The organism is Aeromonas sp. TW 6, from assembly GCF_013168745.1.
Lineage (GTDB): Bacteria > Pseudomonadota > Gammaproteobacteria > Enterobacterales > Aeromonadaceae > Aeromonas > Aeromonas caviae.
In genome coordinates this window covers 1-21,114 of sequence record NZ_JABERS010000045.1, presented here as the reverse complement: position 1 = coordinate 21,114, position 21,114 = coordinate 1, and the positions used below count along the sequence as shown (strand labels likewise).

The 21,114-nt window shown below is 60.7% G+C and carries 19 protein-coding genes and 1 rRNA gene; 11 read left to right on the top strand and 9 right to left on the bottom strand.

What is annotated here, in order from left to right:
- Positions 1–113: 113 nt before the first annotated feature.
- Complete coding sequence (locus tag HKD46_RS17625; protein ID WP_010675899.1) at positions 114–836, top strand: response regulator; 723 nt, start codon at positions 114–116, stop codon at positions 834–836.
- A 7-nt stretch (positions 837–843) separates the two neighbouring features.
- Positions 844–2,229 (top strand): ATP-binding protein, encoded by a 1,386-nt coding sequence (locus HKD46_RS17620; protein WP_171865737.1) that lies wholly within the window; start codon positions 844–846, stop codon positions 2,227–2,229.
- A gap of 178 nt (positions 2,230–2,407) precedes the next feature.
- Here HKD46_RS17620 and HKD46_RS17615 read toward each other — a convergent pair whose 3' ends face one another.
- Together HKD46_RS17615 and yjbD are read right to left on the bottom strand one after the other, a co-directional pair.
- Positions 2,408–2,617 (bottom strand): cold shock domain-containing protein, encoded by a 210-nt coding sequence (locus tag HKD46_RS17615; protein ID WP_010675897.1) that lies wholly within the window; start codon positions 2,615–2,617, stop codon positions 2,408–2,410.
- Positions 2,618–3,009: 392 nt separating this feature from the next.
- A complete protein-coding gene (gene yjbD, locus HKD46_RS17610) occupies positions 3,010–3,294 on the bottom strand; it encodes a DUF3811 domain-containing protein (RefSeq protein WP_042879473.1) in 285 nt (94 codons plus the stop codon).
- A gap of 295 nt (positions 3,295–3,589) precedes the next feature.
- Here yjbD and HKD46_RS21475 point away from each other — a divergent pair, with 295 nt between their 5' ends.
- Positions 3,590–3,712: a hypothetical protein gene (locus HKD46_RS21475; RefSeq protein ID WP_010675895.1), complete on the top strand. Its 123-nt coding sequence runs from the start codon at positions 3,590–3,592 to the stop codon at positions 3,710–3,712.
- 46 nt (positions 3,713–3,758) lie between these two features.
- Here the strand turns inward: HKD46_RS21475 and HKD46_RS17605 are convergent, their stop codons facing one another.
- Together HKD46_RS17605 and HKD46_RS17600 are read right to left on the bottom strand one after the other, a co-directional pair.
- The gene (locus HKD46_RS17605) at positions 3,759–4,529 is read right to left on the bottom strand and encodes an ABC transporter substrate-binding protein (RefSeq protein WP_052816046.1); all 771 of its coding nucleotides are present in this window, start codon (positions 4,527–4,529) and stop codon (positions 3,759–3,761) included.
- A 161-nt stretch (positions 4,530–4,690) separates the two neighbouring features.
- Positions 4,691–5,260 (bottom strand): single-stranded DNA-binding protein, encoded by a 570-nt coding sequence (locus tag HKD46_RS17600; RefSeq protein WP_010674212.1) that lies wholly within the window; start codon positions 5,258–5,260, stop codon positions 4,691–4,693.
- A gap of 517 nt (positions 5,261–5,777) precedes the next feature.
- Here HKD46_RS17600 and HKD46_RS17595 point away from each other — a divergent pair.
- Positions 5,778–6,416, top strand: coding sequence for a LuxR C-terminal-related transcriptional regulator (locus HKD46_RS17595; protein WP_080944112.1), 639 nt, complete (start codon positions 5,778–5,780; stop codon positions 6,414–6,416).
- A 92-nt stretch (positions 6,417–6,508) separates the two neighbouring features.
- Complete coding sequence (gene uvrA, locus HKD46_RS17590; RefSeq protein WP_039040117.1) at positions 6,509–9,337, top strand: excinuclease ABC subunit UvrA; 2,829 nt, start codon at positions 6,509–6,511, stop codon at positions 9,335–9,337.
- A gap of 116 nt (positions 9,338–9,453) precedes the next feature.
- On the opposite strand, the gene HKD46_RS21470 is transcribed toward uvrA, so the two are convergent.
- Positions 9,454–9,579 (bottom strand): hypothetical protein, encoded by a 126-nt coding sequence (locus HKD46_RS21470; protein WP_010674215.1) that lies wholly within the window; start codon positions 9,577–9,579, stop codon positions 9,454–9,456.
- 325 nt (positions 9,580–9,904) lie between these two features.
- Between HKD46_RS21470 and HKD46_RS17585 the strand changes: the two genes are divergently transcribed.
- From HKD46_RS17585 to HKD46_RS17575, 3 genes are all read left to right on the top strand, one after another.
- Positions 9,905–10,516: an OmpW family outer membrane protein gene (locus HKD46_RS17585; RefSeq protein ID WP_010674216.1), complete on the top strand. Its 612-nt coding sequence runs from the start codon at positions 9,905–9,907 to the stop codon at positions 10,514–10,516.
- Between the two features lie 196 nt (positions 10,517–10,712).
- The gene (locus HKD46_RS17580; protein ID WP_039040116.1) at positions 10,713–12,692 is read left to right on the top strand and encodes a methyl-accepting chemotaxis protein; all 1,980 of its coding nucleotides are present in this window, start codon (positions 10,713–10,715) and stop codon (positions 12,690–12,692) included.
- An 8-nt stretch (positions 12,693–12,700) separates the two neighbouring features.
- Positions 12,701–14,164, top strand: coding sequence for an ABC transporter substrate-binding protein (locus tag HKD46_RS17575; protein WP_161470227.1), 1,464 nt, complete (start codon positions 12,701–12,703; stop codon positions 14,162–14,164).
- A 60-nt stretch (positions 14,165–14,224) separates the two neighbouring features.
- On the opposite strand, the gene HKD46_RS17570 is transcribed toward HKD46_RS17575, so the two are convergent.
- Positions 14,225–15,016: a GNAT family N-acetyltransferase gene (locus tag HKD46_RS17570; RefSeq protein ID WP_161470228.1), complete on the bottom strand. Its 792-nt coding sequence runs from the start codon at positions 15,014–15,016 to the stop codon at positions 14,225–14,227.
- A 327-nt stretch (positions 15,017–15,343) separates the two neighbouring features.
- Here HKD46_RS17570 and metF point away from each other — a divergent pair, with 327 nt between their 5' ends.
- Complete coding sequence (metF, locus tag HKD46_RS17565) at positions 15,344–16,240, top strand: methylenetetrahydrofolate reductase (protein WP_010674220.1); 897 nt, start codon at positions 15,344–15,346, stop codon at positions 16,238–16,240.
- A 63-nt stretch (positions 16,241–16,303) separates the two neighbouring features.
- Here metF and HKD46_RS17560 read toward each other — a convergent pair whose 3' ends face one another.
- Both HKD46_RS17560 and HKD46_RS17555 read right to left on the bottom strand, forming a co-directional pair.
- Positions 16,304–17,368, bottom strand: coding sequence for a DUF3103 family protein (locus tag HKD46_RS17560; protein ID WP_161470229.1), 1,065 nt, complete (start codon positions 17,366–17,368; stop codon positions 16,304–16,306).
- A 147-nt stretch (positions 17,369–17,515) separates the two neighbouring features.
- The gene (locus HKD46_RS17555; RefSeq protein ID WP_234917602.1) at positions 17,516–18,667 is read right to left on the bottom strand and encodes a benzoate/H(+) symporter BenE family transporter; all 1,152 of its coding nucleotides are present in this window, start codon (positions 18,665–18,667) and stop codon (positions 17,516–17,518) included.
- 113 nt (positions 18,668–18,780) lie between these two features.
- On the opposite strand from HKD46_RS17555, the gene HKD46_RS17550 reads away from it, so the two are divergent.
- Complete coding sequence (locus HKD46_RS17550) at positions 18,781–19,353, top strand: helix-turn-helix domain-containing protein (protein ID WP_171865736.1); 573 nt, start codon at positions 18,781–18,783, stop codon at positions 19,351–19,353.
- Here the strand turns inward: HKD46_RS17550 and HKD46_RS17545 are convergent, their stop codons facing one another.
- Positions 19,354–20,550: an NnrS family protein gene (locus tag HKD46_RS17545; RefSeq protein WP_171865735.1), complete on the bottom strand. Its 1,197-nt coding sequence runs from the start codon at positions 20,548–20,550 to the stop codon at positions 19,354–19,356.
- A gap of 493 nt (positions 20,551–21,043) precedes the next feature.
- Here HKD46_RS17545 and HKD46_RS17540 point away from each other — a divergent pair.
- Positions 21,044–21,114 (top strand): 16S ribosomal RNA (locus HKD46_RS17540); the annotation flags it as partial.

The following is a 21,114-nucleotide window of genomic DNA, read 5'->3' as shown; positions in this document are numbered from 1 at the left end:
TAGAAGCCTATTTTGTAGCAGAGTGTGGCACAGGGGCATGCTGGCACACTTTGACACAACCCGCCCGGTTGATTTTCGTATAATCGCCCCAGCCCGATAACGGAGAGATGATGATGAACCAAGGCAGCCCTCATATTCTGGTGGTCGATGACCACAGCGAGATCCGCGATCTGCTCAAGCGCTTTCTGGAGCAGCATGGCATGCGCGTCAGTTGCGCCCGCGATGGCAAGGAGATGAAGCGGCTGCTGGATGAGCGGGAGTTCGACCTGCTGGTGCTGGATCTGATGATGCCGGGGGAGGATGGCCTCACCCTGTGCCGCGAGCTCAGGGTCAAATCCCGCCTGCCGATCATCATGCTGACCGCCATGGGGGAGGAGACGGACCGCATCATCGGCCTGGAGATGGGGGCGGACGACTACCTCTCCAAGCCGTTCAACCCGCGGGAGCTGCTGGCCCGCATCAAGGCGGTGATGCGCCGTACCCAGGCGGAGAGCCTGCCCGTGCCGGAGACCTTGACCCGGGATCTGCGCTTCGATCGCTGGCTGCTCGACGTCAATCGCCGTGAGCTGGTGGACGAGGAGGGGGTGGGGATGAGCCTCTCCACCGCCGAGTTCGATCTGCTCAAGGTGTTTCTGGAGCGGCCCCAGCGGGTGCTGAGCCGGGATCAGTTGCTGGATCTGGCCCGTGGCCGGGAGGCGGTGGCCTTCGATCGCGCCATCGATACCCTGGTGAGCCGACTGCGGCGCAAGCTGGAGCGGGATCCCAAGAATCCCGAGCTCATCAAGACCATCTGGGGTGGCGGTTACCTGTTCGCCGCCGACGTGACCCAGGAGTGAGGCCGACATGATCAAGCGCGTCTTCGCCAGGCTGCTGCCCAAGGGGTTGACCGGCCAGATAGTGCTGGTGGCCCTGGCGGGGCTGGTACTGATCCAGCTGCTCAGTATCCAGATCTACCGCTCGGACAGGGAGGAGGCCCTCGGTTACGTCAACAGCCGCAACGCCATGCAGCGCATCATCTCCGTGGTGCGCCTGCTCTCCCTCTCTCCTCCTTCCCTCTATCACGAGATCCTCAAGGCGAGCCGCAGCGAGACCCTGCTGCTGCGTCTGGCCGACGAGCCGTTGCAGCCGGACAACCGCAGCCCCCGCTTCGAGAAGCTGGTGCGGGCCAAGCTCGGCTATCCATCCTCCCTGGCGGTGGAGATCAGCGCCGAGCTGAAGCAGGACATCCAGCGCAGCCGGGCCTGGCAGCACCACAACCGCATGATGAAGGATCGCAACGGCATGCCGCCGCCCCAGGACATGCGGCTCTACGGCTCCATCGAACTGCCCAACGGCGGCTGGCTCCAGTTCAGCTCCCTGGTGGACAAGGAGACAGCGAGCTGGTCCTGGCAGACTACCCTCAACCTGCTGCTGGTGGCGAGCCTGGTGATCGGCCTGATGATCTGGCTGTTCCGCCGGGCGACCCGTCCCCTCAAGCAACTGGCGGCCAACGCCGACAGGCTGGGGCGTGGTGAGGACATCGAGCCCCTGCGCGAGGAGGGGCCCACCGAGATCCGCGAGTCCATCCAGGCCTTCAACCGGATGCACACCCGGCTCGATCGCTTCGTGCAGGACAGAACCCGGATGCTGGCCGCCATCTCCCACGACCTGCGCACCCCCATCACCAGCCTGCGGCTGCGCAGCGAGTTTCTGGCGGACGGGGAAGACAAGGAGCGCTTCCAGCAGACCCTGCAGCAGATGGAGCAGATGCTGGCGGCGACCCTGAGCTTTGCCCGGGAGGAGGGGCAGCAGGAGGCGACCCGGGAGCTGGATCTGGTCAGCCTGCTGGAGAGCCTGTGTGACGACTATGCCGACATGGGCCAGCCCGTCACCTGCCTGGCCGAGGGCAAGGAGGTTTACGCCTGCCGCGCCAACACCCTGCGCCGGGTGCTGCAAAACCTCATCGGCAACGCCATCAAGTACGCAGGGGGGGCCGAGGTCTCGCTGGTGCGCGGTGACGGCGAATTGCTGATCCTGGTTCGCGATCAGGGGCCGGGGATTGCGGAGAGCCAGCTTGAGGAGGTGTTCAAGCCCTTCGTGCGCCTGGATGAAGCCCGCAACACCGAGTCTGGCAGCGTGGGACTGGGGCTCGCCATCGCCCGCACCCTGGTGCACCAGCACGGCGGTGAGCTCAGCCTTCACAATCGCCAGGAGGGGGGGCTGGAGGCGCGGATCAGCCTGCCCCTGTAAGGAACCTGACCAGGAAATGGGGCACCATAAGGGTGCCCTTTTTGCTGCCCGTGGCGAGAGCGAAGCAGGGCAACAGGTCGGCCACCCGGAAACGGGCAACAAAAAACCCGCCGAAGCGGGTTTTTTTCAATTCTTGCTGAGGCCCTTGCCCAAAGAGGGGAAGGAGCTCCGGCTTGAATTACTGCGGAACGACGTTCGCAGCAGCCGGGCCTTTCTGGCCTTGCTCGATGGTGAACTCAACGCGCTGACCTTCTTCCAGGGTTTTGAAACCGTTGGACTGGATGGCGGAGAAGTGAACGAACACGTCTTTGCTGCCGTCAGCCGGGGAGATGAAACCGAAGCCTTTCTCGGCGTTGAAGAATTTTACGGTACCAGTCATTTTGGACATGATAATTTCCTTGAGTAGTGATTAGTGAAACGCCACCGGAGCGGCAATCCATGATTTTTCGTCAGAAATACGTATGGGGAGCACTAAAGAAGGAGAATTATCTGGCAAGAATTATCGGGGATAACTGCCTGCACAAATCACTGCTTTAAGATGACTGCCTAACATAATCAGGTCTGAACTACCGAACCATCGAAAACGATTAGAACACGCACACCCTGTCATGGCAATCTTTATCTTGGTATTCATTTCTGACGGTGATGGCTGGATCGGCGTTTTATCCGGATGTGCGTCTGCTGCCAGGCGCCTCCTGCTGCCCTTTTCAGGGGGATGACATGACGCTCTGCCAGCCGCTTTTTTTTCAGCAGAGTCTTCTGCGTGCATTCATGCTGCCGTTACCGTCTGCCACGGTATTTGTTGCTGACGGAATCGGACCAGTTGAAGGTGTCGGGCAGTACTTGGGCACTGGCTCGCTCCTTGGCTTTCTCCCGCGCCAGTGCGGAAGCCGCCTTGGCGGCCTGGGCGCGATCGGCGGCGATCTTCTGGCGTCCTGCTTCGCGGATCTTGTTGCGCTCCCCGTTGGTCAGGGTGTGATCGGCATTGGCCTGGGCCTTTTGCACCAGCAGGGCAATCTCGGCTTTCTCGGCCTCGGTCAGATCCTTCATTTCCAGCTTCTTCATGACGCGCTCCTGCGATCGTTGAATGCCCACCCTAACACACATCCATCGGGGACAGGCTGACCATCCGTCCCCGGATGCCAAAAGTGTCGCCCGGTCGTCATTTCCGGGGGAGCACGCCGCGGGAAAGCCTGGCTGACAGGCGCTGCCGGGAGGCTGGATCCCGGCGGAAGATTGGGAGTATGCTGAGGCCAGTGCGATCCCCGATCGTCACTGTTGGCGTACTGAAATCCACGATTCGGCTGACATGCTGGAACACCCGTTCCAACTGTCCAGGTAACCTTTTTGGAGTCTGATGATGAGCAACAAAGAACAGCATCACGGCAAAGATGCCAAGAAAAAACCGCAGATGTCACTGAAAGAGAAACGCGAAGCCAAACGGCAGAAAGCAGAGCTGAAAAACGGCAGCGCGATGAAGTAACGCTCCATCCACTGCGGCTCCCCGGAGCCGGTATCAAGCCAGTCCATCATGGGCTGGCTTTTTTGTCTCCGGCAGTAGAGGTGGTGCCATAGGCGGCAAAAATCCGCTCATAGCGCCCGTCCGCCTTCATCTTGGCGAGCTGTCTGTCGAACCATTGTCGGTGGCTCGCCTCGCGAAAGGCGAAGTGGTAGTGAGTCGGGGGGAAGAGGTCGTGCTGTCTGACCTTGTCCTTGGGATAGCGGTCGCCCTCCTGGTCATCCCCGAGCAACTGCGCCAGATAGTAGTAGAACACCCGTTGTTCCAGGATCACGGCATCGGTGCGCCCGAGCAGGAGCCGCTGTACCTGTCCCTCCTGCCTCGCCACCTCTTCATAACGGGAATTCTGGTCGACGATGTCGGAGAAGGTCGTTCCCAGGATCTGCCGTGCACGCTGGAAGGCACTGACTCGCAGGGTCTGCAAATCCTTCATGGTGTGGACTGCCGTCGGCGCCAGGGTAAAGACCCGGTTGTGGAAGGTGATCACCGGCTGTGAGAGGTAGGCGCTTTCCAGCATGCCGGGTTTGACGTTGATGATGGCGTCCAGCTTGCCTTCCTCCAGCATCCTGAAGGTGCGCTCCAGGGGAAGATAGACGACCTGCAGCTCATGGGGGCTGCCTGCGAAGGCCTCTCGCATGAGATCGAGTTCGATGCCCCTGTCTTCGTGGCTGATGACATAGGGAGGAATGGCAAAACTGACTCCCACCCGCAGCGGCTCCGCGGCAAGGTGGCTGCCGAACATCAGCAGGGCGAGGCACAGCAGACGACTCAAGTAGTTCATGCAGGTTCCCGAAGGGAGAAATCGTCTCGATGATAGCCACAAGCCTGGACGAAGGGGACGTAAAGCGGGGGAAAGTGGCAGCAACATGGTCGTCGGGGGAGGTGAATGCGTCAGAAACAGGTAAAAAAAGGCCCTGATGAATCAGGGCCTGCCGCAGGGGATCAGAACGGAATATCGTCGTCGAAATCCATCGGCGGTTCGTTGTAGACCGGCGGGGCAGATTGTGGCTGCTGGGCCGGACGGCCGTAACCGCCTTGCGGTTGCATGTTCTGCTGCGGGGCAGCAGGACGTTGCATGTTCTGTTGCGGTGCAGCCTGTTGCGGCTGGCCCCAGTTGCCCTGGGATGACTGGCCGCCCATGCCCTGGCCACCGCCCTGCGGACGGCCACCCAGCATCTGCATCACACCGGTGAAGCTGTCGACCAGCACCTCGGTGGTGTAGCGCTCCTGGCCGCTCTGATCCTGCCATTTACGGGTCTGGAGTTTGCCTTCCACATAGACCTGGGAGCCCTTCTTCAGGTACTCGCCGGCCACTTCGGCCAGCTTGCCCATGAAGACGACACGGTGCCATTCGGTGCGCTCTTTCTGCTCACCGGTCTGCTTGTCGCGCCAGGTATCGGAGGTGGCCAGGGTGATGTTAGTCACGGCACCGCCGCTCGGCATGTAGCGCACTTCCGGGTCTTGCCCCAGGTTACCGATCAGAATGACTTTGTTGATGCCTCGACTGGCCATAATCTCTCTTCCACCCTTATGTATACCGGCCAGGCCAGATGCCTGGGCCCATTCAATAATGCGTTTGTTTGCAACGAGATGCGCGCCCTGGCTGGGTGTCATCTCTCTTCAGTGTCCTGGCTGCGCCGGAGCTTGCCGGCAGAGGCGTCATGGATCGGCCGCAGCGTTTGGCCGCCATAGTACCAGTTGGCGGGCATGAGCGCACATCTTCCCTGCCACTGTGGCGTCAATGGATCGCCACAGCCTGAGTAACTTACCCGAGGTAAGGTGTCACCAGCAAGGGGAGGCGGCTGGGGCAGGCTGCGTGAAGAGGGCGGAGCTGTTATGGTGCGCACCGGCACTACTTGACCCCCCAAATGGGGGGGGCGTGCTAGCCAATTGTATTGGCTGGAAAATTGCTGGGCTTCAAAGGAGCCACCGATGCGTCTAATACTTTTTTAATGCTGCAGCCGGGAGGGGGATTGGTACTCTTCCTTGCCAAAAAGCCCCGACTCGAATGTGCAAGGAAGTTCTCTTGATGACGCCCGACTCCCTCCTGGTGCTGATCACCGAAAATAACGCACAAGCCTCCCGTTTCCAGCGTCACCTCAGTGAAGAGCTTGGTCTGCCCATCTTGCTGGTGGGGGAGCTGAATGACCTGCCAGACGTTGCAGAGGGCGCCCCCAAAACCTTGCTGCTGATCGATCTGGACTACCTCAAGTCGACCCAGCAGGAGCTGTGGAGCAATGCCATCTGCCAGCGCTTTGGCGAGGCCAGTGCCGTGTTGCTCAATGCCCCGACCAGCACCAACAAAGAGCTGCTGCTGATGTGGCCCCATACCAGCGGGCTCTTCTTTCGTCAGGACACGCTGGACAGGCTGGTCTTCGGCATCCGCAAGGTGTTGCAGGGGGAGTACTGGATCCCGCGCCACCTGCTGTGCGACCTGGTGGACTACTACCGCAAGGGGAGCGGGCAACCCCTGCGCCAGCAGACGCTGCTGACCGCCCGCGAGCAGGAGATCGTGCGCCACCTGATGACGGGGGCCTCCAACACCGAGATCGCCGACAGCCTGTTCGTGAGCGAACACACCGTCAAATCCCATCTCTACAACGTCTTCAAGAAGCTGAACGTCAAGAACCGGCTGCAGGCGGTGAGCTGGGCCAAGGAGTATCTCTGAGGAAGGGGCACGGAAGGAAAGACTGTCTATTCATCCAGTAGTCTCTATGCCATACTGGCCCGCTCTGGTTCCCGTATCGAGCGCGCAACAAGATGGAAAAAATCGTGATCCGGGGTGCCCGCACCCACAACCTCAAGAACATCAACCTGATCCTGCCACGTGACAAGCTGATCGTGGTCACCGGCCTGTCCGGTTCGGGCAAATCCTCCCTGGCGTTCGATACCCTCTATGCCGAGGGGCAGCGCCGCTATGTGGAATCGCTCTCCGCCTATGCCCGCCAGTTCCTCTCCCTGATGGAGAAGCCGGACGTGGACCACATCGAGGGGCTGTCGCCTGCCATCTCCATCGAGCAGAAGTCCACCTCCCACAACCCGCGCTCGACCGTCGGCACCATCACCGAGATTTACGACTACCTGCGGCTGCTGTTCGCCCGGGTCGGCGAGCCACGCTGCCCGACCCACGCCATTCCGCTCGCGGCCCAGACCATCAGCCAGATGGTGGATCAGGTGCTGGCCCAGCCCGAAGGCGCCAAGCTGATGCTGCTGGCCCCCGTGGTGCGCAACCGCAAGGGGGAGCACACCAAGCTGCTGGAGAACCTGGCGGCCCAGGGTTACATCCGCGCCCGCATCGACGGCGAAGTGTGCGATCTGTCGGATCCTCCCGCCCTGGAGCTGCACAAGAAGCACACCATCGAGGTGGTGGTGGATCGCTTCAAGGTGCGCGATGACCTGGCGCTGCGCCTGGCCGAATCGTTCGAAACGGCGCTGACTCTCTCCGGCGGCATCGTGCTGGTGGTGCCGATGGACGGGGAGGATGGGGTTGCCCCCATGACCTTCTCCGCCAACTTCGCCTGCCCCGAGTGCGGTTACTCCATGTCGGAGCTGGAGCCCCGGATCTTCTCCTTCAACAACCCGGCGGGGGCCTGCCCCACCTGTGACGGTCTCGGGGTGCAGCAGTATTTCGATCCCGCCAAGCTCATCCATGATCCGGGCCAGAGCCTGGCCGGCGGCGCCATCCGTGGTTGGGACAAACGCAGCTTCTACTACTTCCAGATGCTCAAATCCCTGGCCGATCACTACAAGTTCGACCTGGAGACCCCCTGGGAGGATCTGCCGCTCAAGACCCAGGAGGTGATCCTGCGTGGTTCCGGGCGCACCGAGATCGAGTTCCGCTACATGAATGACCGCGGCGACGTGGTGGTGCGCAAGCACCCGTTCGAGGGGATCCTGCACAACATGGAGCGCCGCTACCGGGAGACCGAATCCAACGCGGTGCGGGAAGAACTGGCCAAATACATCGCCAACAAGTCCTGTACCAGTTGCGGTGGCAGCCGACTGCGGGAAGAAGCCCGCCACGTCTTCGTGGACAATCGCAACCTGCCCGCCATCGCCGAGCAGTCCATCGGCGATGCCCTGGCCTTCTTCGAAGGGTTGAACCTGTCCGGTCAGCGTGCCCAGATAGCGGACAAGATCCTCAAGGAGATCGTCGAGCGGCTCGGCTTCCTGGTGAACGTCGGCCTCAACTATCTGAGCCTGTCGCGCAGCGCCGAGACCCTCTCCGGCGGCGAGGCGCAGCGGATCCGGCTGGCCAGCCAGATCGGGGCTGGCCTGGTGGGGGTCATGTACGTGCTGGACGAGCCCTCCATCGGTCTGCATCAGCGTGACAACGAGCGGCTGCTCAAGACCCTGACTCACCTGCGTGATCTCGGCAACACCGTGATCGTGGTGGAGCACGATGAGGATGCCATTCGCCTCGCCGACCATGTGCTCGACATCGGTCCGGGGGCTGGCGTGCACGGCGGTGCCATCGTCGCCCAGGGGACGCCGGAGGAGATCATCGCGAACCCCGAGTCCCTGACCGGTGACTACCTCTCCGGGCGCAAGCAGATCGCCATCCCGGCCGAGCGCACCCCGCTCACCGGCAAGTGGCTGAAATTGAAAGGGGCGAGCGGCAACAACCTGCGCAACGTCAACCTGGATCTGCCCATCGGCGTGATGACCTGCGTCACCGGCGTCTCCGGTTCCGGCAAGTCGACCCTGATCAATGACACCCTGTTCCGCATCGCCCACCGCGAGCTGAACAAGGCCACCGAGTCCACGCCTGCGCCCTATCGCAGCGTCGAGGGGCTGGAGCATCTGGACAAGGTGGTGGATATCGACCAGAGCCCCATCGGCCGCACCCCGCGCTCCAACCCGGCCACCTACACCGGCCTGTTCACCCCGATCCGCGAGCTGCTCTCCGGCACCCAGGAGGCGCGTTCCCGTGGCTACCAGCCGGGCCGCTTCTCCTTCAACGTGAAGGGGGGACGCTGCGAGGCGTGCCAGGGGGACGGGGTCATCAAGGTGGAGATGCACTTCCTGCCGGACGTCTACGTGCCGTGCGACGTCTGCAAGGGCAAGCGCTACAACCGCGAGACCCTGGAGGTGAAGTACAAGGGCAAGAACATCCACGAAATCCTCGAGATGACGGTGGAAGATGCCCGTGCCTTCTTCGATCCGGTGCCGGCGGTGGCGCGCAAGCTGCAGACCCTGATGGACGTGGGCCTCTCCTACATCCGGCTCGGTCAGTCCGCCACCACGCTCTCTGGCGGCGAGGCGCAGCGGGTCAAGCTGGCGCGGGAGCTCTCCAAGCGGGACACCGGCCAGACCCTCTATATTCTGGACGAACCGACCACGGGGCTGCACTTCCACGATATCCAGCAGTTGCTCAAGGTACTGCACCAACTGCGGGATCGGGGCAACACCATCGTCATCATCGAGCACAACCTGGACGTCATCAAAACCGCGGACTGGATCGTTGATCTGGGCCCGGAAGGGGGCGCTGGTGGTGGCCGTATTCTGGTGACGGGTACGCCTGAGGAGATGAGCCGTTGCAAGGAGTCCCACACGGCGCGCTTCCTCGCTCCTCTACTGGAGAAATAAGCGTCACTCGAGAAAAAGGGGCCAGGGCCCCTTTTTTGTTGGCCGGTGGGCGAGGTGCGCCGGTCTGGCGCCCGGCCAGGGATGAGAGGGAGAAAAGAGGGACTCGTCCGGCAGACTCAGTGTGTCAGCATCAGGAAGGCGAGGGCAAACAGGAAACCCAGCAGAATGAAGAGGAAGGAACCTATCCCCCAGATGGCGGCAAGAATGCCGAGAATTTTGTCTTTGCGTGTCTGTGGTTTCATAAAATTCAAATTACAGCGTGGTTACATCGCATTAATAAAATACGCCCAGGGGCATAATTAAACAACAATTGAAAGGTGATATGAAGGTGTTTAAGGTGTATTTAATTGGTATTTTACATTTCATGATGATGCGGTAATTTAAGGCATCATCATGTATTTGAATGACTTTTTATTTTCATCTGCGGTTTGACTGCCCAATCAAAGCTGCCGTGTACATCTATCTATTTCTTGATAACTATTGAGCTAAATCAATAACCGGCCATTCACATCCTTTTATAGTTTTCGGGCTTGCAACATAGAAAGAAAACAAAAAAGGAATAATGTGATGAAAAAGATCCTTCCTCTGTTAATCGCAGCCGCTTTTGCTTCCCCCGTCGCCATGGCACATCAGGCCGGTGACATCCTGGTCCGTGGTGGCCTGGCGTTCGTCTCTCCCCAGACCAGCAGTGACAACGTGCTGGGGACGGGCGAGCTGGAGATCGACAGCAACATGCAGCTTGGCCTGACCCTCTCCTACATGTTGACGGACAACTGGGGTGTCGAGCTGCTGGCCGCGACCCCCTTCTCCCACTCGGTGTCGACTGCCGGCCTGGGTGAGGTCGCCAAGGTCAAACACCTGCCGCCGACCCTGATGGCGCAGTACTACTTCGGTGATGCCAACAGCAAGGTGCGCCCCTATGTGGGGGCCGGTATCAACTACACCACCTTCTTCGACGAGGAAGGGCGCGGTGCCCTGGCCGGGACGGATGTGAGCGTGGACTCCTCCTGGGGGATGGCGGGTCAGGTGGGCCTGGACATGGCGATCAATGACCGCTGGTTCGTCAACGCCTCTGCCTGGCTCATCGACATCGATACCGATGTGCATACCGCCGTGGGCACCATCAACACCTCCATCGATCCGGTGGCCTTCATGTTCGGCGTCGGTTACCGCTTCTGATGACAAACGTGGCCGGTGCACGGCCATGACAACAAGCATGTCTCTTTGGCCCGGCTCTGTTCGGGCCCTTTTCTGCCTGCCATGTCACGCCAACTGTGATCTGGCCCGCCATCGCGTCACGAACTGCTATTCCATTGCATCCCGCTGCCGATAACCTCGGCATTCACCCCTTTCCCCAACGAGTGAGGATGCCTCCATGGGTTTATCTATTGTGCAGCGGATCATCGCCGGCTTCGTGCTGATGCTGTTGTTGCTGGTTCTGCTCGGCTTCATCAGTATTCTGAAGATCCGGGGGATCAACGAGGGGCTCTCCCAGGTTTCTGATCGTGCCACCCCCCTGGTGATCGCGGTCGCCGGGCTCAAGGGCGCACTGCAGGACAGCAACCGCTGGGTGCTCACCTACAGAACCAGCGAGGAGGCGGCCCAGTTGCCGCAACTGGCCAGCCAGTTCAAGGCGCAGCAGGAGCGTTTCCTGGCCCAGAGCAAGGAGATGGCCCGGTTTGACGGGGTGGCCGAGGCGAGCGAGCGGTTCCGCCAGGTCGACGGGGCGACCCGCGAGTTCTACGGGTTGGCGGATCAGGTGCTGACCCAGCACGGTCAGTGGGTGGCCGCACTCGATCGGCGCCATGAACTGGAGCTGGCGTTCATCCGGCTGGAAGATACCTACCAGTGGGCCGCCGATCTGTTGCTGCAGCAGACCGCGAGCAAACGCTCCATGCGCAACAAGGCCGAACTCATCACCTCCGGCATTGCCCGGGATCTGAAAAACATCCGCCGGGCCGATGCCAAGACCGATCTCAATGAATTGGAGAAGGTGCTCGGCAAGGATATCGAGATGGCACGCAAACGGCTCGAACGGGTGCAGGTGCCCGATGACGTGAGGCAGCGTTTCATCGTCAACCTCGATCGGATGCAGGAGCTGGCCCTCGGCCCGAAAGGGTTGCTGGCGACCATGCGCAATGGCCAGCAACTGGCGGCCTCGCTGCAGTCCCTGAACCAGCAACTCGACACCAGTCTGGTCAACAGCCTGGCGCTGCTGGACGAGATGGCCAAATCGGCGGGCAGCATTGCCAGCGCGAGCCGGGTCGGGGCGGATGACGCCGTCAGCAGCGCCAGCGCCTGGATCCTGATCGTGTCTGCCATCTCCGCGGCCGCCGCGCTCCTCATCGGTTACACCACGGCCCGCAGTATCCAGCGTCCGCTGCAACTCATCGATCGGGAGCTGGATCGCATGGCTACGGGTGACATGACCCGGCGCATCGACTACCAGAGCCGCTGCGAGTTTGGCAGCCTGACCCGCTCCATCAATACCCTGGCAGACAAGACTGGCGAGCTGCTCGCCCAGATCAATGCCGGCTCGCGCCATCTGGTGGACGAGGCGAGCCGCGCCGCCGAGATAAGCGAGCGGGCCATGTCACGGGTGCAGGATCAGAAGAGCCAGACCGATCAGGTGGCTGCCGCCATCACCGAGCTGGAGGTGAGTGCCACCGAGGTGGCGCGTTCCACCGATGGCACCAAGCGCGAGGTGGACCTGGCGGACGAAGAGGCCCGCGCCGGACGCAAACAGGTGGCGACTACGCGCCAGATCACCGAACAACTGGCGGGTGCCATGGAAGAGGCGGTCGGCATCACCCACAAGCTGGGGGAATTCAGCGACAACATCGGCAGTATCCTCGACGTGATCCGCAGCATCGCCGAGCAGACCAACCTGCTGGCGCTGAACGCGGCCATCGAGGCGGCCCGGGCGGGGGACGCCGGTCGCGGCTTTGCGGTGGTGGCGGACGAGGTGCGGGCACTGGCGAACCGGACCCAGACCTCGACCGAGGAGATCCAGGCCATGATCGAGAACCTGCAAAGTTCCAGCAAGCACGTGGTGGCCGTGATGGCACGCAGCCAGGAGCAGACCCAGGATTGCGTGGCCCAGACCCGGGTGATGGACGAGGCGTTGCAATCCATTGCCGAGCGGATGAGTGCCATCAAGGCGATGGCGGATCAGGTGGCTCATGCCGCCCAGGAACAGATCTCCGTGAGTCAGGGGGTTGCCCGTCATGTCGCCGGCATTGCGGATGTGGCTTACGAGACCGAGCGGGAGGCGCGGGAATCGGCCAGCAGCAGTGAGGTGCTGGCGGATCTGGTCGCCAAGCAGCAGCAATTGATCGCCCATTTCAAGGTGTAGGAGGACTTATGGCTAACAAGTGGATCGGGGCCCTGAGTCTCCTGTTGTGTGGCCAGCTGATGGCCAGCGAGCTGGTGATAGAGAGCTGGCGCATAGATGACAAGGCCTTGTGGGAACAGAAGATCATTCCTGCATTCGAGGCCGCCCACCCGGGTATTCAGGTGAAATTCAACGGGGTGCAGAACGTCGAGTACATGCCGACCCTCTGGACCAGCCTCAAGGCGGGCAAGGCGGGGGATCTCATCACCTGCCGCCCGTTTGACGACTCCCTGGCCCTGTTCAAGGCGGGCCATCTGGTGGAGCTGAGCGAGATGGCGGGGATGGAGAACTTCCCGAGCTTTGCCCAATCCCCCTGGCAGACCGACAGTGGCGCCCAGACTTTCTGCGTACCCATGGCATCGGTGATTCACGGCTTCTTCTACAACAAGAAGATTTTCAGTGAGCTGGGGCTGACGGTTCCCCAGACCCGCGAGGCATTCTTCGCGGCCCTGGACAAGGTGAAGGCGGATGGTCGCTATGTTCCCCTCGCCGTGAGCGGCTCGGAGAGCTGGGTTGCCTCCGAGCTCGGTTTCCAGAACATAGGCCCCAACTACTGGAAGGGGGAGGATGGTCGATTGGCGTTGATCGGGGGCCAGGAGCGCTTCAACAACCCGCAATACGTCAAGGTGTTCGAGGAGCTGGCCCGCTGGCGTGACTACCTGGGGGAGGGGGGCGAGAGCCGCGACTACGCCACCACCAACGAGCTGTTCACCTCGGGCAAGGCTGCCTTCTATGCGGCGGGATCCTGGGAGATTGCCCCCTTCACCGGCAAGGTGGACTTCGGTGTCATGCGCCCGCCCGTGGCAAAGCAGGGGGATGGCTGTTTCTTCACCGATCACACCGACATCGGTATGGGGATGAATCCGGCCAGCAAGAACAAGGAGGCCGCCATGACCTTCCTGCAGTGGCTGACCACTCCCCAGTTTGCCGAGCTCTATACCAACTCGCTGCCCGGCTTCTTCTCGCTCTCCAACCACTTCTTTGAAGCCACCAATCCGGCGGCCAGAGAGATGATGGAGTGGCGGGATCAGTGCGATTCCACCATCCGGGTTGCCACCCAGATCCTCTCCCGCGGCACTCCCAAGCTCGGGGATGAACTGGCCGAGGTGAGCCAGCAGGTATTGCTGGGAACCGTGGCACCCAAGGCGGCGGCCGATCGCCTGGAACAGGGGTTGAAAGGGTGGTATGCCCCCCATCAGGGCAACCAGGGCAAGGGACAGGAGTGTCAGTGTGAGGCGAGCGTGCCTGCCGTCCCTGTGTCGGGTGTCATCGGGACCGAACCTGCTGCACCTGTGGTGCCGGAAGGACAAGCGCCTTCCGGAGCAAGCGCGACCCAGCCTCCGTCAGTACCGGTGTCCGGAGCCGTCGCTCCAGCGCCTCCTGCCGAAGTGGAGGAGGCGCTCGCCAGCGAACTGGAGGGGGCACAGCCCTGATGGTTCACCATGAAGAACGGGAGGCCTTGGCCTCCCGTTCTTCATCTGCGTGATGACCTGTCATTCCCGTGGCAAGCGGCACAGGCTGCCAATACGGGCCACCGGCACGAAACCCAGAGTGCGATAGACCCGCTGGGCGTGATAGTGCTCGTCTGCCACTATGATGAGCGAACTGGCCCGTGCCAGTCCCTGGCGTGCGACCTGGCTCAGCAACAGACGACAGAGCCCCCGGTTTCGCCACTCTGCGTGCGTGCGCACCAGTTGAAAGCGTCCCAGGGTGCCGGTGAAGAAGAGTCCGCAGCTGGCAACCAGTTGATCCTGATGCCATAACCCCCACCACTGTCCGAGCCCGTCATCGATCATGGCCTGATAGAGCTGGCGGCGTGACAAGAGATAGGGAAGATAGCGCTCCTCCGAATGGGCGGGATCCCGCTCTGCCAGCTCGAAGGCGAGCCACTGATCCCAGTCCGCCGCGGTGAACGGGCGAGCCGGAGCCAGGTCGCTGCCGGTGGGGGCTTGCCACTCCATTGCACCCAGCGCCAGTACCACGTACTCCATGTATTGGTACCCCGCCGCCACGAACCCGGCGACCCGGCTGTTCTGGCCTGCGGCGAGAGGCCACTGGAAGGTGCGGTGGCGGATACGGGGATCCCAGCCAATCAGCCTGTCGAAACTGGCCTCGAGCCAGCCCTTGTCACGATCGCTTGGGGGGGTGGGCAGCAACAGGTAGTTGCCGAAGTAGTAGTCTGGAGAGCCCGGGGTGCGCACGGTCCAGAACGCATCATGATCCGTCACCTCGCCCTGATAGCGATCGAACAGCAGATCGGTGGCAAAACCGGGGTGATCTTCCATGATGGGGCTCCTGCAAACGCTTGAATTGCTTATCGGCAGGCGGGGAAAGAAGTTAAAAAAAGGCCGGGAAACCCGGCCAAACAATCACACGCAGATTCAGAACGTCCAGGACGATCCGCCCGCATCATAGCGTGCCTGACAGCATTTTGGGATGGGGTCGCTCATTACTTAGGTTGAATTGCAAAATAAAAAAATCGGCAATCCCCCTTGTCGCTGACAAATCGGTATTGACTTTGATCCGTTTTATCATAAAGATAGAAAGACGTTTAGACGTCCAAACATCCGTTTTGGCGTGAAGGAATGGGTTGCAGGACAGGGAGAGAGCAGATGGGATTTCACAGCGCGCGTCAGGTTGAGGCACTCAACCAGAGTTTGGCGGATCTGGGTGGCGACATATCGGTCAGTTTCGAGTTTTTCCCGCCCAACAGCGAAGGGATGGAGAACACCCTCTGGCAGTCCATCGAGCGCCTGCAGGTGCTGGAGCCCAAATTCGTCTCTGTGACCTATGGCGCCAACTCGGGCACCCGGGACCGCACTCACAAGGTGATCAAGGACATCAAGGAGCGCACCGGCCTCATCGCCGCCCCGCACCTGACCTGTATCGACGCCAGCCGTGACGAGCTGCGCACCATTGCCCGTGATTACTGGAACAGCGGCATTCGCCACATCGTGGCCCTGCGCGGAGACTTGCCCCCCGGCCTCGACAAGCCTGACATGTATGCCACCGACCTGGTTGCCCTGCTGAAATCCGAAGCCGATTTCGATATCTCGGTCGCCGCCTATCCGGAAGGCCACCCTGAGGCTCGCAGTGCGCAATCCGACCTGCTCAACCTCAAGCGCAAGATAGATGCCGGTGCCAACCGGGCTATTACCCAGTTCTTCTTCGATGTGGAGACCTATCTGCGTTTTCGGGATCGCTGCGCCGCCATCGGTATCGATGCGGAGATCGTGCCGGGGATACTGCCGGTCTCCAACTACCAGACCCTGGCCAAGTTTGCCGGTTTCACCAACGTGAAAATCCCGCGCTGGATGCACCAGCGTTTCGAAGGGCTGGAAAACGATCAGATGACGCGCAACATGGTGGGAGCCAGCATTGCCATCGACCAGGTGCGTGTGCTGAGTCAGGAAGGGGTGAAGGATTTCCACTTCTATACCCTGAACCGCTCAGAGCTGACCTACGCCATCTGTCACACACTGGGTGTGAGGCCGAAAGGTCAGGCCTGATCCGCGGCTCTGATACAGAAAAGCCAATGAGTCTTCTCATTGGCTTTTTGTTTTGAGCGACAGTCAGGGCCGGGTTGGCTGGATCTCCCTGGGCTCGAGATCGATGACTGCATTGCCGGCGGCACCGGGATACTGGTGATAGCTCTGGTCCTGCTCCAGGGTATAGAAGGTGTCGAGGTAGTCGTCGTTGTTGGTCATCCAGGAGTCCGGAAGTGCCTTGACGATACGACCGCCGAGGTCGAGGAAGGGCAGGGCCTCGGGTACGCCGCCCGCAGTGAAGCCGAGTTTGAGTGCGTCAATCAGGAGGGCACTCAGCTCCTTGTAATTGACGTTGTCATCCTGCTCCATCATGACCACGTCGACGGCTCCCCAGCGGTAGCGATCCCAATAGACCAGGATCTGGTTGGGGGTGTAGTCGGTGTTGTCGTAGTCGAGATAGGGCATGTCGACGATATCTACCACGGGCTCGTCCCTGCCAGGATTGACCCCGGCCACGACGGCATAGACCTCGGCGGCGCCCAGCAGCCAGGGCTCCTGATCATCGTTGAGCCTGATCTTCTTGAGAATGCTGGTCTTGAGGGGCGTGGTGTTGCTGGTGGCACGGGGCGTCACCTGCATGTCGGCGGCAGCCAGCGCCTTTCGCATCACCTTCAGGCCGGCATTCTTGGCTTTGACCGGATCGGCCTCCACCACCAGTACCGGCCGCGCCGGCGGCTGGTTCACATCGAGATAGATCGGGCTGCCGGCGCTGTCGAACGCCTCGATGGCGCTCCAGCTCTTTTCGTCACCACTTGGTATGTAGGCAACCAGTGGCTCAACCCCTTGTTGCAGTGCATCCGCCTGATCCGGATTGGCCAGCCGCAGTTGCATCAGTTCCCTGACCTCCCCATCCAGCCCTTGCCGACGGATGGCCGCCTGGTTGGCATCCCGAGCCTGGCGCTTCAGGCGCGGGCTGGCCTTTGGCAGCAGGTTGGGCAGTGGACTCTGGTATTCCTGATTGTTCAGGAGCGGCAGCAGGTTCTTCTGCTGCAGCGCGAGCTGGCGTGCCAGCTCCCGATCGGTGTCGGCAGCCTGGGTCGTGGTGGCGCCCAGCAGTGCCAGTAACAAAATGACAGCCTGATTCCTCATCTTCGTTCTCCAGTATTGAGTCTGACAACGGCGCTTGTCGGGAAGGATCTGCGCCGTTTTGTCACTAGAAAGGAATAAGGTTCATATGTGAACGCTCTTCTCAGGATTATGTGCTGCGTCTCACTGGAGTCTCCCCAGATGGTCAGGTCAGGCGCGGAGCCGGTTGACTTGATGCAATGTCACTCCGATCAGCAATCCCCAGCAGGCAGACCCGACCCCGAGCAGGGTGATCCCCGAGGCAGTCACAAGGAAAGTCAGTAGCGCGGCTTCCCGCTCCTCGTCCTGCTGCAAGGCGCTGTGCAAGCTGCTGCCTATGGTGCCGAGCAGCGCCAGCCCGGCCACGCAGGTGACCAGCACCGCAGGGAATGCGCTGAACAGGGCAACCACGGTGGCACCGAAACAGCCTGTGAGCAGGTAGAAACAACCAGCCCACACGGCAGCAGGCCAGCGTCGAGTGACATCGTGATCCACTTCCTTGCCCATGCAGATGGCGGCAGTGATGGCGGCCAGGTTGAAGGCATAGCCGCCAAACGGTGCCAGCAGCACGCCGATGAATCCGGTCCAGCCAATCAGGGAAGAAGTGGCCGGTTGATAGCCGTGGGCGCGCAGGATGGCAATGCCCGGCATGTTTTGCGAGGTCATGGTAACGAGAAAGAGCGGGAGTGCGATGCCGAGCAGGGCGTCGATGGAAAAGGCTGGCGAGTTCCAGACCGGGGTGGAAAGTTGCCAGTGAACCTCGTTGAGTTGCAGCTCGCCCCTCAGGGTGCAGAGCAGCATGCCGGCCGCCAGGACCAGCACCATGGTGTAGCGGGGCCAGAGGTGGCGACCCAGCAAGAAAGCCAGTAGCAAGGTGCCAAGCAGCAGAGGATCTTGCGGTGCCACCTTGAAGAGATCCAGCCCGAACCTGAGCAAGACTCCGGCCAGCATGGCGGCCGCCAGGGGGGCGGGAATGTGACGCATCAGCCTGTCGAACCAGCCGCTGATACCGCAGAGGGTGATCAGCAGTGAAGAGATGATGAAGGCGCCGATGGCTTCAGCCAGACTGAAGTTCCCCAGGCTGGTGATGAGCAGGGCGGCACCCGGGGTGGACCAGGCCGTCAAGACAGGCACCCGGTAATAGAGGGAGAGGCCGATGCAGCTGACCCCCATGCCGATACCCAGTGTCCATAGCCAGGAAGAGACCTGGGCTGCATCGGCACCGGCGGCCGTGGCGGCCTGGATGATCAAGACGACAGAACTCGTGTAACCCACCAATACGGCGATGAGTCCCGCGACCATGTGGGGGAGGGCTAGGGGCATGGGAAACTTCCTTGTGGATGCTGATAGCTTGTGCGCTATTGCGTACAATGTGGTTTGGACTATAACGCTGTGCGTTATGGCGCACAATATGGCTCGAAGAAATCGGAGAACAGATGCAGGAGATGAGTCGCTATCTGGCCCAGCGATTGAAAGGGCTGCGCACTGAAAGAGGATGGAGCCTGGATATGGCCGCCCGTGAAACGGGGGTGAGCAAGGCCATGCTGGGACAGATCGAGCGAGGTGAATCCAGTCCGACGGTGGCAACATTGTGGAAGATTGCCACCGGTTTTCGGGTCTCTTTCTCCAGTTTCATTGAGCCGACACCAGCGGCACAGGGAGAGACGGTATACCGTATTGCCGATGATATTCGACAGCAGCCGGCGGGAGAGGGGATGCAGGTTGCCCCGCTTTTCCCCTATGAGGCCCGCTTTGGTTTCGAGTTGTTCGAACTGACCCTGCTACCTGGATACCAGCGGGAGTCAGAACCCCATGAACCCGGAGTGACCGAACATGTCGTCGTCATCAGCGGTGTGATGGAGGTACTGGTGGACGGAGCGTGGCGTTCCCTCGATCAGGGTGAGGCCGTCCGGTTTGCAGCGGACCGTACCCATGGCTATCGCAATCTTGGGGTCGCTCCCGCCATCTTCCACAATCTGATCCACTATCCGTCCATGGCCACGCGATGATTAGCCGGGGCGGCCATCCGCCCTGGGACTGGTCAGTATGGGGGTATAAACCCAGATGAACAGACCGTAGGCGGCAACCCAGCTCCATCCGCTGAGGTTCCATCCCGTGAGGGTGAGATTTGGCCAAAAGAGAGGGAGCAAGACCCGCAACAGCGCGGACAGGATCACCAGTGCAAATGCCGCCGTGATCCTGCGTCCTATCTGCAGGGCTCTGCCACTGTGTCCGAGGGATACACGGGCTATCATCGCGAGGATCATGGCCCCCATGCTGCCCGCGCTGAACAGATGGCTGGCCAGTGACAAGGCAATCGGCCAGCCAGCCGTGCGTGCCGCCAGGGCGGTCAGCCCCAGTGGGATAAAGAGGTAGGCCAGGTGAAGCGACCACAGCAGGGGCTGGGCCACCGTGGTTCCGGGTCGCCAGCGCAGCTGCCTGTAGAGGTGAGCCCCTGCCGCCACTATATATAGAGGGAACATCTGGATGCCGATGACCCACTGTGTCGGGAGCACCAACCAGAGCAGCAGGATGAGCCACAGAGACGCGAGGGCAATGCGCTCCAGCCACGGCAGTGGTAATGCTTTTTCCGTCCCAGTGGCTCTGGCGGTAAAGAAGGGAATGACACGTCCTCCCATGACGGCAATCAGGGTCGTGAAGAGGAGCACGGTTGCAAGCAGGATATGTTCCACCAATGGCCATTCGGCATGCCACCGCCAGCAAGCGGTATTGAGCAGGGTCAACACGAGAAGCAGGGGAACAAAAAAGAGATTGCGCCACTGGCGCGTCACTATGATGGGTCTGGCGAGGAACCACGTACAGAGGGGCAACCAGGCCAGGTCCATGACCATCAGAGTGACATTGCTTTCTCCAAACCAGGGGAGCAGGCCTCTCGGGATGGCCCACAATCCCACGACCAGTGCCAGCGGCCAACCGCGTACACCTGGGTGAGCGGTCCAGTTCTGGACGGCGGTAAGCAGAAAACCCGCCACTATGGCGGCACCAAAGCCGAACAACATTTCATGTGCATGCCACCAGATGGGGTTGCTAATCCCGGGCAGAGCGAACCAGCCGTTGAGTTGCCCCAGCCAGCCCAGCATCGCCAAAGCCGAGAACAAGGCGCCGAACAGGAAGAAAGGCCGAAACCCGAGGCGGAACAGAGGAACGATTCTCTCCTCTTTGCGGCTATCCAGGATCTGGTGCATGAATGAAACCTTAATTGAACATTTGAAAAGCCAATTATAAAGTGGCTTTTCAAATGTTCAATTTAAATCCAATGACAGCCCGAAATGGTGGTGATGCGAACGAAATAGAACCGCTTTGCTGTATATCTGAGCGAACGGTTCTTTTCGGTGAAAAAGCCCTTGTTATCACGGCGTGGCTCCCTATAATGCGCCCCTACCAGCACGGCGGAACACGCCAACCTGATGAGCCAGCTTCCTCGGGAAGTTGGCGCCGAAAGAAAAGCGATAACAACCGCTTGACTTTCGAAGTGAGGAGCGTAAGATGCGCCTCCTCAACACGATAAGCGTGACGCTCTTTAACAATTTGAATCAAGCAATCTGTGTGGGCACTCACAGCATCGAGCATCAAAACAATTTTTGATTCTCAATGTCTGATGAAGTGACCAAAGCAACTTTTAAGTTGCAGCAGTTAATTCAGCAATTCATTGAGCCGCTTTTCGAAGCAACCAAACTTAAATTGAAGAGTTTGATCATGGCTCAGATTGAACGCTGGCGGCAGGCCTAACACATGCAAGTCGAGCGGCA